This window comes from Rhodobacter viridis (genome assembly GCF_003217355.1).
Lineage (GTDB): Bacteria > Pseudomonadota > Alphaproteobacteria > Rhodobacterales > Rhodobacteraceae > Rhodobacter > Rhodobacter viridis.
In genome coordinates this window covers 12,548-28,048 of record NZ_QJTK01000004.1, presented here as the reverse complement: position 1 = coordinate 28,048, position 15,501 = coordinate 12,548, and the positions used below count along the sequence as shown (strand labels likewise).

Genomic DNA, 15,501 nt, shown 5'->3' with positions numbered 1-15,501 from the left:
TGCTGCCCCGATGGAGAGGAGCGCCGTGACATCCCCCCGCCCCAAGCGTGACGGCTGGCAGCTGCGCGCCTATCTCGCCGCGCGACCGCTCTTGCAGCCGCTGATGCGCGCCGTGCTGGCGCGGCGGCTGAAGCAGGGCAAGGAAGATCCCGCCCGCCTGCCCGAAAAGCTGGGCCAGCCGACGGCCGCGCGGCCTGAAGGGCGGCTTGTCTGGCTGCATGCGGTGGGTCTGGGCGAGGTGCTGGCGCTGCGCCCGCTGATCCTTGCGCTGCAAGCCGAAGACCCGGCGCTCTCGGTGCTGATCACTTCGACCGCGCGATCTTCGGCGCAGGTGCTGGGGGCGAACCTGCCGCCGCGCTGCGTGCATCAGTTCCTGCCGCTCGACGGGCCGGACTTCCTGCGCGGTTTCCTCGATCATTGGCGCCCGGATCTGTCGATCTGGTCCGAGCAGGATCTCTGGCCCGGGGCGATCTGCGACAGTGCCGCGCGCGGCGTGCCGCTGGCCTATGTGAACGCGCGGATCGGCGCCAAAGCCGCCGCGAAACGCGCGCGGCTCGGCGGGCTTTACCGCGACGTGCTGGCCCGTTTCGCGCTGATCGCGGCGCAGGATGCGGGTTCGGCCGAGCATCTGCGCGCCCTTGGGGCGCCGGGCGTGCGGGTGATGCGCTCGCTCAAACCCGCGGCCGCGCCGCTGGGCGTCGATGCGGCCGAGCTCGCCCGGTTTCAGACCGCCTTGGCCGGACGCAAGATCTGGGTCGCCGCCTCGACCCATGCCGAGGATGAAGCCGTGGCGATCGAGGCCGCCCGGCGGCTTGCGGCGCAAGACCGAAGCTGGCTGATGATCCTTGCGCCGCGGGTGCCCGCCCGGGCGGAGACGATCCTTGCGGCGCTGGCGCAAGCGGGCCTTGCGACGGCGCGGCGCAGCGCGGGCGAGATGCCGGGGCCGCAGGTGCAAGTCTATCTGGCCGACAGTTTCGGCGAGCTGGGCCTCTGGTATCGGCTGGCCCGCATCGCCTGTGTCGGCGGCAGTTTCGGCGGCGTCGGCGGGCATAACCCCTGGGAGCCGGTCTGCCTTGGCCTGCCCGTGCTCTCTGGCCCCGTCACCCATAATTTCGCCGCCGATTATGCCGATCTGGCCGCCGCGGGCCTTGCGCAGCGCATCGAGATCGGCCCGAAGGCTGGCGCAACCCTCGCCCGCGCCGTCGCCGAAACCGAGCCCGCCGCCCGCGACCGCGCCCGCGCGCTGGTCGAGGCGGCCCGGGCCGAATTGACCCCGCTTGCCCGCGACTTGCGCGCGCTGATGGAGACAGCTCGATGATCCTGCGACTGGTCATGATCGCCTATCGGCTGCTCTGGCTCGTCGGCCTGCCGCTGGTACTGGTCTATCTGTGGCGCCGCGGCCGTCGCGACCCGGCCTATCTGCAGGCCCTGCCCGAACGCTTCGGCTTTTACCGCCGCCCGCTGCCGCAAGGCGCGATCTGGCTGCATGCGGTCTCGCTGGGCGAAATGCGCTCGGCGATTGCGCTGGTGCGGTTGCTGCTTGATCGCGGCGAAAACGTCGTGCTGACCCATTTCACCCCAGCCGGGCGCAGCGAATCCGCCCGTGCCTTCGGCCCCGAGATCGCCGCGGGCCGGGTCACGGTGGTCTGGGTGCCGCTCGACATGGGCTGGTGCTGGCGGCGCTTCCTGCGGGCCTGCCGCCCGCGCCTTGGCCTGACGCTGGAAGTCGAGATCTGGCCCGCGATGATCCTTGCCACCCGCGCCGCAGGCGTGCCGCTTTACGCCGCGAACGCGATCTATACGCAGGGCCGCTTTGCGCGCGATCGCAAGGGCTTGCGGCTGCGCCAGCGGGTGATTGCCGAGCTTGCCGGAGCCTTCGTCAAATCGCGCCTTCAGGCCGAGCGGTTTGCGACGACGGGGCTGACAAACATCACCGTCACCGGCGAATTGCGCTTTGACCAGCCCGTGCCCCCGGCGCTTCTGACAGCCGCCGAACGCCTGCGCCCCACCCTTGCCGCGGGCCGCGAGGTGATCACCATCGCCAGCTGCGTCGAGGCCGAAGAGCCGCTTTTCGCGGGCGTCATTGCCGAAATCACCGCGAAAGCTCGCGCCGAAAACCGCCCCGCGCCGCTTTTCGTGCATGTCCCCCGCGCCCCCGAACGCTTCGATGCGGTGGCGGCGGGGCTCGAGGCTGCGGGTCTGAATGTCCTGCGCCGCAGCCGCGCGCTGGACCGCGATCTCGCCCCGACCGGCCCCCTTGCCGCGCCCGATGTGCTTCTGGGCGACAGTCTGGGCGAGATGTTCTTCTACCTTGCGCTGGCCGATCGGGTGATCGTCGGCGGCGGCTTCAGCCCGAAGGGCGCGCATAACGTGATCGAGCCGCTGATGCTGGGCAAGCCGGTACTGACCGGGCCGCAGGTCCACACGATCGAATATCCCTTTGCCGAAGCCGCGGCGGCCGGGGTGGCGCAAAGCCTGCCCGACCGGGCGGCGCTGCTGGCCGCGCTGGCGAAACCGGCGCCCGACAACCGCGCCGCCATCGCGGCCTTTCTGGCCGAGCACGCCGGGGCAAGCGCGCGCACCCTTGCCGTCATCGACCGCGCGCTTGCCCGCGGCTGAACCGCCGCGGCCCATTGCCCCGACCGCCACCATCCCATGTGGTCGACTGGACTTGGCCCAAGGATCGGGTCACAACGGGCGGGTATTCACGCAAGAGGTTGAGGATGAGCGGCAAGGTATTTCTGGCAGGCGCCGCCGTGATTGCGGCCGCAGCGGGCGGATATTGGTGGATCGCCACGCCCCAGGCGACCGAGGCCGGGATCGACCGGCTGCGCGGCGAACTTGAGGCGACGCTGGGACCGGCAGCAAAGGCCGTGACCCTCACCCCGCAAGGTGATCACTACACCGTCGTCATCGACCCTACCCCCGTTCTGGCGCCACGGCTCGCGGGCACCGCGGCCAAAGCCTCGATCACCCCCTACACGATGCGCCTGACCCCCGAGGGCAAGGGCGTCTGGCATCTGGAAGGCGACCCGCAGACGGTTGATCTGCATCTGCAGACCCCGCAGCCCCAGGGCTTTCCGCCGCAGAGTTTCGACTACCGGCTCGAGGGGATGCAAGTCTCCGGACGTTTCGACGAAAGCCTGCGCACGATGACGGAGGTCGACAGCAAGGTGCTCAGGATCATCATGCATCAGCTCGATCCCCAGGGGGCGGCGGGCACGGTCGAAACCACCACGACGCAAGGTCCGATGACCTCGCAAACCCGGGCGAAACAGGGGGCAACGGGGCTCGAGGTGAGCGGGCACATGACGGTCGCCGCCGTCGAGCAAACCATCGTGCTGCCCAAGCCGCAAAGGCAGGGCACAGCCGGAACGCTGGCCCCCGCCGCGGTCCCGCAGAAGATCGTGATCCGGATGCACGCGGTGCAAAGTGACGGCACGCTGACCGGGCTGCGTTGGGACGAGATCCTGACCCTTCTGCGCAAGCTCGTCGCGCTGCGGCCAGATGGCCAGCCGGTGCCGAACGCGGCGCGGCCGGAAGTCGTGCAGATGATGCGCGACGTCTTGCCGCTTTTCGACGGCATGACCAGCACGACCGCGATGACCGATCTGACGATCGACGCCTTCGGCAAGCGCTTCGCCCTTGCCCGCGTCGAAGCCGCGGTGGACAGCTCGGGCATGACCGATCGCGCGCATCTGCGCGAGGTCGTCACCCTGGAGGGGCTGAGCCTGCCGCCCGAGCTTGCCGCGGACTGGGCGCTGCCGATCGTGCCGAAACAGCTGCGGCTCGATATTTCGGCGGCCGACCTCGATCTGAACGCCGCGGCGGCCCTGGTGCTTGACGCAACCCGGACCGGAGAGACGACGACCACCCCCGCCTTCAATGCAAAGCTCGCCGCGGCGCTGATGCCCGAGGGCACGATCGCGCTGGCGCTGGGGCCAAGCCATATCGAGGGCGAGGGATATCGGTTCGAGGCCGAGGCGGAAAAACGGATCGGCCCCGACACCGGGGTACCGCAACCCTTCTCGGCCAAGCTGCGTCTTGCCGGGCTCGACACGCTGCTGACGGCGCTGCAAAAGGCGCCCGAGGATGTGCGGCAGGTCGCGATGGCGCTGATGATGACGCGCGGCTTTGCCAAGGTGGAGCCCGATGGCGCGCTCAGCTGGGCGCTTGCGACGACGCCCGCGGGGATTTTGACGGTAAACGGCACGCCGCTGAGCGGGCTGAAGGGAATGATGCCATGATCGAGATTACACTGTCGTCACCGCTCGCCCCCGAGCTGGCGCTTTTGCATGAACGCCATACGGTGGCGATGCATGCCGACACGCCGCCCGAGTCGATCCACATGCTGCCCGCCTCGGCGCTGGCGGCGCCGGGGATCTGGTTTTACGTGCTGCGGTTCGAAGATCGCCCCGTCGGCATGGGGGCGCTGAAGCGGATCAGCGCGCATCATGCCGAGGTGAAATCGATGCATGTGCTGTCGGAGATGCGCGGGCGCGGGCTGGCCCGGGCGCTGCTTTTGCACCTCGTCGCCGAGGCGCGGCGTCTGGGCTTTGACCGCGTCAGCCTTGAAACCGGCTCGCAAGACAGTTTCGGTCCGGCCCGCGCGCTCTATCTGGCCGAGGGGTTCGTCGAATGCGGCCCCTTCGAGGGCTATCGGCACGACCCGAATTCGGTCTTCATGACGCGGGCGCTCTGAACGCTTGCATGCCCGTCGCGCTTGTCGCAAAAGAGGGGCGTGCGGTCCCGTAGCTCAGCTGGATAGAGCAGCTGCCTTCTAAGCAGCGGGTCAGGGGTTCGACTCCTCTCGGGATCGCCACATCTGCGCCAAGGCATCTTCGGGAAACCGCGCCCGTGCATCGGCGCGGATCGGCCGTGCCGTGATCAACCGCGCGCCCAATAGCCGCTGACCGAGACCCCGCGCCGCAGGCTCGCGACGCGGTCCTTGAGCCGCGACCGCAGCGCAAGCGCTTCGGATTTCTCGGCGCCAAAAAGCACTTCGGTCGCGGGATCGGCCTGCAGAGCCGCGCTGGCGATCTCGCCGAAGGCCGCGCCGAGCGGGGCATCGCGCCCACGCATGAGCCAGGTCACCGCAACCCCCGCGGGAGCCGCAAGCGGCCGGATCTCGGCCGGATCGCCCAACTCGATCATCACCTGCCCACGGGTGTCGGGGGCGGCGGTTTGCAAAATCCGGGCGATGACCGGCAGCGCGGTCTCGTCGCCGCCAAGGCAGAGGCGCGCCCCCTTGGGCAGCCAGCCGCCACCGGGACCGGAGAGCCCCACCCGCGCACCGGGCCGGGCGGTTTCGGCAAAGGCGCAGGTCGGGCCATTGCCGTGCAGGAAGACCTCGACCTCGATCCAGCCCGCCGCGGCATCAATGGCCCGGATCGTATAGACCGGCATGTGCAGCGCCCCCGCCCCGGGCCAAAGCGTGCGCCCGTTCGCCGCCAGTCGCGGCCAGACCGGATCGGCCGGGTCCGCCGGTTGCAACAGCCGCAGATGCAGACCACCGGTGGCAAGGAAGCCGATATCCTCGGCCGCAAACCGCAACCGCTGAAACCGAGGCGAGATCCGGTCGGACCGGATCAGCCGGGCGATGCGGAAGTTTGGCGGGAACTGCCCGGCAAGCGCCCCCGCGTCTTGCCACGCAAGCCCCGCCGACAGCCCCTCGCGCGCGGTGTCGAGCATATGGGCAAGGGTGTCGCGCAGCACCTGCAACCCGGGGTCGGACCGCGCCACCAGCCGCACGCCGGTGCGGTCGGGCGTCCAGCGCAGCGCGATCTCGCCCGGTTCAAGCTGCACCGTCACCTGATGATCGAGGCTCACATGCACCTTGCAGAACTCGGCCAGCGCCCGGGCAAAGGCCGCGATCTCGGGCCAATCGGCCTTGGCCAGCGCGCCAAGCTGCACAACGGGGCGATCCATCGTCACCCCGCCAGCCGCGCGTAAAGCCCGCCCTGGCGCAGCAGCGCCGCATGCGCGCCGATCTCCTGCACCCGGCCGTTTTCCATCACCACAATCCGGTCCGCCGCCCGGATCGTACCCAGCCGATGCGCGATCACCAAAGTCGTGCGGCCGACGGAAAGCGCCTCGAGTGCCGCCTGAATCTCGCGCTCGGTCTCGCTGTCAAGCGCCGAGGTCGCCTCGTCCAGGATCAGGATCGGCGGGTTTTTCAGAAACGCCCGGGCGATGGCGACGCGCTGTTTCTGCCCGCCCGAGAGCATCACGCCGCGCTCGCCCACCAGCGTGTCGAGCCCCTCGGGCAGGGCCGCGATCAGCGCCGAAAGCTGCGCCTTGTCGGCGGCGGCGACGATTTCGGCCTCGCTGGCGCCGAGCCGCCCATAGGCGATGTTGTCGCGCAGGCTGGTGCCGAACAGGAAGACATCCTGACTGACGATGCCGATCTGGCTGCGCAGGCTTTCGAGCGTCATCGCCGCGAGCGGCTGCCCGTCGATGCGGATCATGCCGCTGTCGGGGTCGTAAAACCGCGGCAAGAGCGCCAGCAGCGTGGTTTTTCCCGCACCAGAAGGGCCGACAAAGGCCACGGTCTCGCCCGCAGCGATCGAAAGGGACACGTCTTGCAGCACCGGGCGGGTGGCGTCATAGCCGAAGCTGACCCGGTCAAAGGCGATCTCGCCGCGCAGGGCGGTGACGGGGCGGGCGTGGGCGGCATCGGCGATCTCGGCTTCGGTGTCCAGAAGCGCGAGATAGCGGCGAAAGCCCGCGATGCCCTTCGGATAGGTCTCGATCACCGCAGCGATCTTTTCGAGCGGACGGAAGAAGACACCGACGAGCAGCAGGAAGCCGACGAAGCCGCCGGTGCTCAGGCTGCCGTCGAGCACGAAGCCCGCGCCCGCCACCATCACCACCACCTGCACGAAGCGCAGGCCCATGTAATGCACCGCGCTTGACACCGCCATCAGCCGATAGGCGTCGAGTTTCGTCGCGCGATAGGCGCGGTTGTCGCTCTCGAAAAGCCGCGCCTCGTGGCGCTCGTTGGCGAAGGCCTGCACGACGCGGATGCCGCCCACGGCCTCCTCCAGCCGGACGTTGAACTGCCCGACGCGGCCGTAGATCTCCTGCCAGGTGCGGGTCATGCGCCCGCCATAGACCGCCACCAGCCAGACCGTCAGCGGCACGATCGCGGCGGTGATCAGCGCCAGCGTCGGGTGCAGCGCCGCCATCAGCGCGAAGGCGCCGACAAAGGTCATCACCGCGATGAAGACATCTTCGGGGCCGTGATGGGCGACCTCGCCGATGTCTTCCAGATCGCGGGTGACGCGGGCGACCAGTTTCCCGGTGCGGGCGCGGTCATACCAGCGCCAGGAAAGCCGCGTCAGATGCGCAAAGGCGCGGCGGCGCATCTCGGTCTCGATCTCGATGCCGAGCATGTGGCCCCAGTAGATCACGATCCCCATCAGCACGGTGTTGACCGCATAGACCGCCAGAAGTGCGGCGGCGGCGACAAGGGTCAGCGACCAGTCGCCCAGCGGCAAAAGCCGGTCGATGAAGAGCGTGATCGCCAGCGGAAAGGCCAGTTCCAGAAGCCCCGACAGCACGGCCGAGCCGAAATCGAGCCAGAACAGGCGCTGGTGCGGGCGGTAATAGGCAATGAACTTGCGCAGCATCTTTCGTCTTTCGGTCAGGCGGGCAGGGCAAAGGTGTGACCCGCATGGGTCGTCACATTCATCGGCAGGTCATAGACGCGGGCGAGCGCCGCGGGCGTCATCAGATCGGCGATCGGCCCCTCGAGAACCCGTTGCCCGCTCACCAGCGCCACCACCCGGTCACAAAACCGCGCCGCCATGTTCACGTCATGCAGCACGATCACCGCGGAAAGCCCGGTCTCGCGGCACATCCGCTGCACGAGGCCCAGCACCTCGACCTGATGTGCGATATCAAGCGCCGAGATCGGCTCATCGAGCAGCAGCGTCCGCGCCCCTTGCGCCAGCATCATCGCGATCCAGCCGCGCTGCCGCTCGCCGCCCGAGAGCGTGTCGACCAGACGCTCTTCGAGCCCGGCAAGACCGCAGCGCGCGATGGCCATGGCAATGGCCGCGTGATCCTCGGGGCGCAGGCGGCCAAGGGCACCGCGCCACGGATAACGGCCCAGCGTCACGAGTTCGGCCAGCCGCATCCCCTCGGCCGGGGGCGTGACCTGCGGCAGATAGGCGAGCGCCCGGGCCAGATCGCGGGCAGGCCAGGCGGTCAGCGGGCGCCCCAGATGCGTGATCTGCCCCGAGGTCGGGCGGGTCTGCCCGGACAGAAGCCTCAGAAGCGTCGATTTCCCCGATCCGTTGCGCCCGATCAGCGCGGTGACGCAGCCCGGGTGCAGGATCAGATCAAGCCGCGCGATCAGCCGTCGCCCGGGCACCTCAAGCGTCACGGCCTCAAGGGTGAACAGCGTCATGCGCGCCCCTTTCCCAACAGAAGGATGAAAAGCCACGGGCCGCCGATCAGCGTGGCGCAAAGGCCAAGCGGCAGGTCATAGGGGCTGCCAAGGGTGCGCGCGGCAAAGGCGGCCAGCACCATCAGAAGCGCGCCGATCAGCCAGCTTGCGACGGTGAAGGGCACGGGGCGGATCAGGCCCAGGCTGCGGGCGAGATGCGGCGCCATCAGCCCGACGAAACTGACCGGCCCGACAAGGATCGTCGCCGCCCCGGTCGCAAGGCCCGCAAGCAGGATCAGCCCGAGCCGCAGCCGCGCGACGGGCAGGCCAAGGGCGCGGGCGACGTCAGGGCCGAGCGGCAGGATCTCGAGCCAGCGGCCAAGGGCCAGCATCAGGCCGAGAAGCGCCAGCGCCAAGACCGCCAAGGTCATCGCCGCCGCGGGCGTCACGGCCGAGGCGCTGCCCGCGAGCCAGCCCAGCACCACCCAGGCCCGCAGATCGCCCGAGGCCATGATCGCCGACAGCACCGACGCGGCAAAGGCGCCGATCGCAAGGCCTGCCAGCAAAAGCCGCGCGGGGGCGATGTCGCGGCGCAGGGCAAATGCCGCAAGCCCCGCAAGCGTCAGGCTTGCCCCCAGCCCCGCGCCAAGCGCCAGCGCCAGTTGCCCCGGCGCGGGATGCACGAACACCGTCGCGGCATAGCCGAGCGCCGCGCCGCCGGTGACGCCCAGCACCTCGGGCGCGGCCATCGGATTTGCCGTGAGCCGTTGCAGCACCGCCCCCGATCCTGCGAGCAGCGCCCCCGCCGCCGCCGCGGCAAGGATCGCAGTGGCGCGCAGCGGCAGGAAGCTTTCCCGCAACTCGGGCGGGATGACGCCCCAGCCCGCAGGCCCGCGCCCAGCAAAAAGCGTCAGCATCGCGACGGTCAGAAGCACCAGGGCCAGAAGCGCCATCCGGCGGCCGGGCGCAGGGGCGCGCGTGCTTTGCGCCGTGCCCGTCTCGGCACCGGGGGGCACATGGGCCTGCATCTGCGGCAAAAGCCAAAGCAGAAGCGGCCCGCCGATCAATCCGGTCAGCGCCCCGGTGGGCAGGTTCGGACCGCCGAGCGCCGCCAGCACCAGCAACAGGCTGTCGGCCAGTGACAACAGGACTGCCCCCGCCAAAGGCGCGATCAGCAGCCGCCGGGGCAGACCGCGCGCCCCAAGGCCCCGGGCGATGGCGGGGGCGGCCAGACCGATGAAGCCGATCAGCCCGAGTTCGGCCGAAACCAGAGCCGAGAGCCCCACCGCCAGCGCCAGCGCACTCAGGCGCAACGGCGCCGCGGACAAGCCCAGCCCCCGCGCCCCCTCGGCCCCCAGCGACAGGACAAGAAGTGGTCGCGCCAAAAGCGCGCTTGCCGCAAGCGCCGGGATCAGCGCCAGCGCCAGCGTCGCCGCCGGGTGCCAGTCGTCCTGCGTCAGCGCCCCACCGTTCCAGATCACCAGCGACAGCAGATAATGCCCCTCGGCCAGCGTCAGCGCCGTGGCAAGGGCGCTGGCGGTCATACCGACCAGCATCCCGGCCAGCGTGACGGTCACCGGGGCGAAACCGCGCCGGGCGGCAAGCACCATCACCAGCGCCGTCGCGACCCCGGCCCCGCAAAGCGCCACCGGTAGATTGCCCCCGGCAAACAGCTGCGGCGCCAAAACCGTGGCCGCGACGATGGCCAGTTGCGCCCCCGCAGCGGTGCCAAGGGTCGTCGGATCGGCGAGAGGATTGCGCAGAACCGCCTGCATCAGCGCCCCCGACAGGCCCAGAAGCGCGCCCGCCAGAACCGCGACGACGGCGCGCGGCATCAGCCCCTGCGTCAGCAGGAGCTGCGGCAGCTGCATCCGGTCGGGCTGCCACGGCAGGTCGGGCCATTGCGCCAGCGGCAGGCTTGCCTGTGCCGCAAGCAGCCAAAGACCGAGCGAGGCCAGCGCCGCAAGGGGAAGCACTGCGCGTCTCATGCGGCCTCAAGCGCGGCGGTCAGCACCCGGGCAAAGCGCAGGGCCGAGGGCAGGCCGCCAAAGCCGTTGATCTCGCCCAGCCGCGTCACCCGCCCCGCGCGCACGGCAGGCAGCGCGCTCCACAGCGCCGACCGAGCGATGTCGCGGGCGATCTGCGCCGGGATCGCACTGGTGATGACAAGGCGGGCCTCGGGGAAATCGGCCAGCGTTTCCAGCGGCACCGGGGCGGCAAAGCTGAAGCGGCTGGCCTGATCCCAGGCATTCACCAGCCCCAGTTCCGTCAGCGCGCCGTGAAACAGGCTGTCGCTGCCAAAAAGGCGCACATGCCGTGCGTCACCGATTTCAAGGATCAGGCAGGGGGCGGCCCCTGCCGGAAGACGACGGGCAAGGGCGGCAAATTCGGCACGCGCCCGGGCCTCGGCCCGATGGGCCACCTCGGGTGTGCCGATCTGCGCCGCGAGATCCCGCAGCGCAGCAAAGAGCTTCGGCAGCGGCGGCGCACCTGGCACGAAAACCGGGCGGGAAAAGACCGTCGCGATGCGGGTCAGCTGCGGCTCCAGAAAGCCGTAGTATTGCGACGACAGGATCAGATCGGGGGCGGCAAGGGCCAGCGTCTCAAGGCTCGGCCCGCCGCGCAGGCCAAGGTCGATCGTGCCCGGCGCAACCGGCAAAGGGGCGGAGCGACGAAAGGCGATCAGCTCGGCGATTGCCACCGGCGCGGCCCCCAGCATCAGCGTGGTTTCCGCCATCGCCCAATCGATCGCCGCGATCCGCAGCGGCGGGGCCGCAACGGCCGAGCGGGGCCAGCCCGCCGCCACGGACAGGACCGCAGCGGCAAGACAGGCGCGTCTTGTGGGATGCGACGGCAGCGCGCTCACCACTTGGTGCTGAGGCTGGCCGAGATCGTGCGCTCGTCGCCCAGATAGCTGGCGAAAGACCCGACCCCGGCCACATAGGCCTTGTCGGTCAGGTTCGAGACGCTGATCCGCCCGGTCACGCCGTTCTCCCATGCATAGGAGGCGCCCATATCAAGCAGCGTCACCGCCGCAAGCCGCGCGGTGTTGGTGTCGTTGGCGTAACGCGAGCCGATGTAGCGCACGCCCCCGCCCAGCGTCAGCCCCTGCATCCGGCCCGCAAAGTCATGCGACAGCCACAGGCTGGCGGCATGATCGGGGACGTTCTTCAGCGCGGTTCCCGCATTCGCGCCCGACAGCACCTCGGTATCGGTCCAGGTATAGGCGGTCTTCACCGTCCAGCCCTTGGCCAGTTCCGCCACGCCCTCAAGCTCCAGCCCGCGGATCCGGGCCTCGCCGATCTGACGGGTGCCGGTCAGGCTGCCTTCGGTCACCGAGCTGTTGCGGTCGGTCTCGCGCAGATCGAAAAGCGCCGCGCTGAACAGGCCCTCGAACGCGGTGGGCTCGTATTTCACCCCCAGCTCCCATTGCTTGCCGCGGGTGGGATCGAGCGCCTTGCCGTCGATATCGGCGCCCGGCTGCGGCAGATAGGAGGTGGCATGGGAGAGGTAGCTCGCCACCCCATTGTCCGCGACATAGCCCAGCGAAACATGGCCGGTCGTCGCCGCGTCCTTGCGGGTCAGATCGGTGGTGCCGAAGTTGGTGACAGTCTGCCCGTCCTGCTTGGACCATTCATGGCGCAGCCCCAGCGTCGCGCGGAATTTTCCGAAGGTCATTTCATCGACGCCATAGACGCCGACCTGCGTCACCTCGATGTCCTTTTGCGCGGTATACCACGGCGCGCCGAAGCTCGCCCCATAGGCCGGGGCGGTGATGTCGATCGCTGCGAGGCTGGAAAAGCCGGTAAAGGCGCTTTCCTCGAGCTTCATCGCATCGACGCCGAAGGCAAGCTTGTGGGCAAGGCCGCCGGTCGCGGCCTCGCCGCTCAGCCGCAGGTCGGTGCCAAGGCTGTCAAAGCTTTCGCGCTGCGCAATCACGCCGCGCGTCGCGCTGGTGGCCGTGCCCCCCGAGACATAGACGCTGTCATAGTCCCAGTCATGGCTGGTGACGCGCAGCGTGTTGTTCAGCTTCCAGCCATTGCCGAAATCATGCGTCAGGCCAAAGGACAGCGTGCGCATCTGCCGGTCGCTGCGATTGATCGCGGGATCGCCGAAATCGAAGCTGCGCAGGCTGTCCCAGTCGACCACCCCCACCATCGCCCCGGGCACGCCAGTCGGCGATTGCGGCGCGTCGTCATGCATCGAGGCCATGATCTCGAGCTCGGTCGTGTCGGTCAGCAGGTAGCTGGCCGAGACCGCCAGATAGTCGCGGCGGTTGTCGATTTCTTCGACCGAGGTCTTGGTGTCGCTCGATTTCGCGGTGATCCGATAGGCGAAGCGGTCGTTCACCACCCGGTTCGCATCGCCAAAGACCTGCCACGCGCCGTTTGAATCAAGACCGAACCCCAGTTCGGTGAAATCGCCGCCCGCCTGCGCGCGTTTCTGGATCATGTTGACCAGACCCGCCGGCGTGCCTGCGCCATAAAGCACCGAGGCCGGGCCTTTCAGCACCTCGACCCGTTCGAGGCCATAAAGCTCGAAACTGGGCGCGCTGGTCGGATATTGCGTCGAGCGCATCAGCCGCAACCCGTCGAGCAGCTTGTCGTTCTCAAGGTTGAAACCGCGCAGGTACAGGCTGTCGAAGCGCGGATCCGCGCCGTAGTTTTCGGTCACCACGCCCGCGGTATAGCCCACCGCCTCGGCCAACGTCGTCGCCCCCTGCGCCTCGATCTGCGCGCGCGGGATCACCGAGACCGCAGATTGCGTTTCCAGAATCGAGGTGCCGGTCTTCGTCGTCGCACTGGTTTTCGCCACCGGACCGGAAAGCGGCGCGGTCGGATTGGCGCCCCCCTCGACCGAGATCGTGCCAAGGAAGGTTTCGCGGCTGTCGTCGTCCTGGGCCAGCGCACCGCTGGCCGAAAGGGCAAACAGGCTGGCGCCAAGAAGGAGGCGAGCGGAGAGGGTCTTGCGCATGGGCGTTTCCTGAGTGGGGCGAATTAATTCCCGAGCGTTTAACATAGGTATTTTCGATCTGTCTTGAACAGGGCTGCGGGGATTTGTTCAGAACGCGGGGATTGCGCGGCGCCGCCAGACCGAGGGCGGCACCCCATGCGCGGCGCGAAACAGTCGCGACAGATGCGCCTGATCGGCAAAGCCGGTCGCATGGGCGATCTCGGCCAGCGAGACGGCGGGATCGGCCATCATCTCCTGCGCCGCCGCAAGCCTGAGCCGCGATTGCCAGCGCAGCGGCGTTTCGCCGAACTGCTGCTTGAAGCGATGCGCGAACCAGCTTTCCGACAGGCCCGCCACCTGCGCCAGTTCGGCCACCGTCACCTGCCGCGACAGGGTCGCGCGCAGATGCGCCTCGACCGCCGCAAGCTGGCGCGGCGTCAGACCGCCGCTGGCGGGGGGCGTCGGGTCTTGCGGGCCGGTGTCGAAAACCTCGCCCAGAAGTGCCGAGAGCAGACCATCCAGCACCATCTCGCCCCGACGCGGGCTGCGGACTTCCTCGGCTGCCATCTGCGCGAGGGCCAGAAGCCGGGGAGTGTCGGCAATCATCCGCGGCTGCGTCAGATCGGCCCGCACCGCGGCCCGCTTCAGCCGCCGGTGCAGCGCCGCGCTTTCCAGATGGACGTCGATATGGGCCAGGTCCTGACCGCGCTCGAGCCTGCTCCAGAGCGGCACCCCCGCGGGGATGTAAAACGCCTGCAGGCCGCGCAGCTCGGGGCCGTGTTCGGCGGCGCGCAGGGTCATGGCGGGGGCGGTCGGGGTCAGGAAGACGACAAGGCGCGGATCGGGGGCAAGGTAGAACCCGCCGCCACCCGCCTCGCCGCGCACCGACCAGACATCGGCGATCGCCCCCTCGACGCGGCGAAAGGCCAGCGGCGCAAGCGTGCGCAACGCATGGGTTTGCGCCTGCATCCGCGGCATGAAGCTTTCGGTGATCCGACCCAACGACCCTGCCCTTTCCTGTTTTTGGCGGCGGGCCCTTAAATGACCAAAACAGTCAACTTATGCAAGAGGCGGATCACGCGCTGCGAAACGCCGTGCCTCAGGCCGGGTCGATCAGCGCCGCCAGCGCGCGGTTTTCCAGCGCATCGCCGTTTTGCAGCACCGTCGCCCAAAGCAAGAGCGGCAGCGCGACGATGCCGCCGATGGCACCCCAGAGCCACAGCCCGAAGAGCAGCGCGATGAAGACCAGAAGCGGGTTCAGCGCCATCCGCCGGCCCACCAGAGCCGGGGTGACGAACTGCCCCTCGAGGGTGATGAGCACGCCATAGGCAAGGAGCGGAAAGACCGCCGCGGCGCCGTCGAACGCCGCCACCCCGGCCAGAAGCAGCGCCACCGCAACCGCGGCGGGGCCAAGATAGACGACGTAATTCAGCAAGAAGGCCACGATGCCCCAGGAAAACGCCCCGGGCAGATCAAGCGCCCGCAGCGCAATGGCCGTGGCGATGCCAAGCCCCGCGTTGATCAGCGTGATGGTCAGGAAATAGCGCGAGACCGTCCCTTCGGCGGCGCGCAGGCGCAGCGCCAGTTGCCCGCGTCCGACGGGGCTGGCAAGGCGTCGCGCGGCCCAGTCGTAGATCTCGGAACGGGTGAGCAGAAAGAAGAACAGCGTGCCGACAAAGGTCAACGCCTGCGCGGCGATCGCGGGGGCGATCATCAACGCGCCGGTGGTGACGGCGGGCAGGTCGACCATCTGCTGCGGCGCGGGCCCCGCCTCCGCGCGCGTGCCTTGCACCACCGCCCCCGAAACCTCGCGCGTGGCCGCCATCAGCCCGGCGAGAAGGCCCTGAAACGCCTTCAGCAAATCCTGACTGTCGGCCCAGACCTTCGGCGCCTGATGCACCAGCTCCGCGACCAGCGGCTGCAGCATCAGCCCGAGCGTGCCGAAGGCCGCAAGCGTCAGCACGAGGCTCGCCGAAGCGCCCAGCGCCGGGGAAAGCTTCAGCCGCTCCCAGAGATCCGAGAGCGGCGACAGGACGACGCCGACGACAAGCGCCAGCGCCATCGGGGCGGCAAGGTCGCGCAGCGCCGCAAGGGCGGCAACCGAGGCGATCAGCCCCAGCGCGACAAGCGAAAGCTGCGCGGCGCGATCCATCCGA

Annotated in this window: 12 protein-coding genes and 1 tRNA gene; 5 read left to right on the top strand and 8 right to left on the bottom strand. The window is 69.2% G+C overall.

Annotation, left to right across the window (positions count from 1 at the left end; genetic code table 11):
- The first annotated feature begins 25 nt into the window (after nt 1-25).
- From C8J30_RS07275 to C8J30_RS07255, 5 genes are all read left to right on the top strand, one after another.
- On the top strand, nt 26-1,318 hold the full coding sequence (locus tag C8J30_RS07275; RefSeq protein WP_181420807.1) for a 3-deoxy-D-manno-octulosonic acid transferase: 1,293 nt from the start codon (nt 26-28) through the stop codon (nt 1,316-1,318).
- Complete coding sequence (locus tag C8J30_RS07270) at nt 1,315-2,619, top strand: 3-deoxy-D-manno-octulosonic acid transferase (protein WP_110805060.1); 1,305 nt, start codon at nt 1,315-1,317, stop codon at nt 2,617-2,619. Before C8J30_RS07275 ends, C8J30_RS07270 begins: the two co-directional genes overlap by 4 nt.
- Nucleotides 2,620-2,723: 104 nt before the next feature.
- Nucleotides 2,724-4,247 carry a hypothetical protein gene (locus C8J30_RS07265; RefSeq protein WP_110805059.1) on the top strand — a complete coding sequence of 508 codons (1,524 nt, stop codon included), beginning with the start codon at nt 2,724-2,726 and terminating at the stop codon, nt 4,245-4,247.
- Complete coding sequence (locus C8J30_RS07260; RefSeq protein WP_110805058.1) at nt 4,244-4,702, top strand: GNAT family N-acetyltransferase; 459 nt, start codon at nt 4,244-4,246, stop codon at nt 4,700-4,702. The genes C8J30_RS07265 and C8J30_RS07260 overlap by 4 nt, the downstream gene beginning before the upstream one ends.
- 43 nt (nt 4,703-4,745) lie before the next feature.
- Nucleotides 4,746-4,822 (top strand) — tRNA-Arg (locus C8J30_RS07255).
- A 65-nt stretch (nt 4,823-4,887) separates the two neighbouring features.
- Here C8J30_RS07255 and C8J30_RS07250 read toward each other — a convergent pair.
- The 8 genes from C8J30_RS07250 to C8J30_RS07215 form a co-directional block, all read right to left on the bottom strand.
- Nucleotides 4,888-5,928 carry a siderophore-interacting protein gene (locus tag C8J30_RS07250; protein ID WP_245909722.1) on the bottom strand — a complete coding sequence of 347 codons (1,041 nt, stop codon included), beginning with the start codon at nt 5,926-5,928 and terminating at the stop codon, nt 4,888-4,890.
- A gap of 2 nt (nt 5,929-5,930) precedes the next feature.
- Nucleotides 5,931-7,631 (bottom strand): ABC transporter ATP-binding protein, encoded by a 1,701-nt coding sequence (locus C8J30_RS07245; protein ID WP_110805056.1) that lies wholly within the window; start codon nt 7,629-7,631, stop codon nt 5,931-5,933.
- Between the two features lie 14 nt (nt 7,632-7,645).
- Entirely contained in the window at nt 7,646-8,413 is a 768-nt protein-coding gene (locus C8J30_RS07240) for an ABC transporter ATP-binding protein (RefSeq protein WP_110805055.1), read from the bottom strand.
- Nucleotides 8,410-10,380: a Fe(3+)-hydroxamate ABC transporter permease FhuB gene (gene fhuB / locus C8J30_RS07235; protein WP_110805054.1), complete on the bottom strand. Its 1,971-nt coding sequence runs from the start codon at nt 10,378-10,380 to the stop codon at nt 8,410-8,412. The genes C8J30_RS07240 and fhuB overlap by 4 nt, the downstream gene beginning before the upstream one ends.
- Entirely contained in the window at nt 10,377-11,249 is an 873-nt protein-coding gene (locus C8J30_RS07230; RefSeq protein WP_110805369.1) for an ABC transporter substrate-binding protein, read from the bottom strand. The genes fhuB and C8J30_RS07230 overlap by 4 nt, the downstream gene beginning before the upstream one ends.
- Before the next feature lie 5 nt (nt 11,250-11,254).
- A complete protein-coding gene (locus C8J30_RS07225) occupies nt 11,255-13,366 on the bottom strand; it encodes a TonB-dependent siderophore receptor (RefSeq protein WP_110805053.1) in 2,112 nt (703 codons plus the stop codon).
- A gap of 87 nt (nt 13,367-13,453) precedes the next feature.
- Nucleotides 13,454-14,347, bottom strand: a complete 894-nt coding sequence (locus C8J30_RS07220) for a helix-turn-helix domain-containing protein (RefSeq protein WP_110805052.1) — start codon at nt 14,345-14,347, stop codon at nt 13,454-13,456.
- A gap of 97 nt (nt 14,348-14,444) precedes the next feature.
- Entirely contained in the window at nt 14,445-15,497 is a 1,053-nt protein-coding gene (locus C8J30_RS07215; RefSeq protein ID WP_110805051.1) for an AI-2E family transporter, read from the bottom strand.
- Nucleotides 15,498-15,501: the final 4 nt, after the last annotated feature.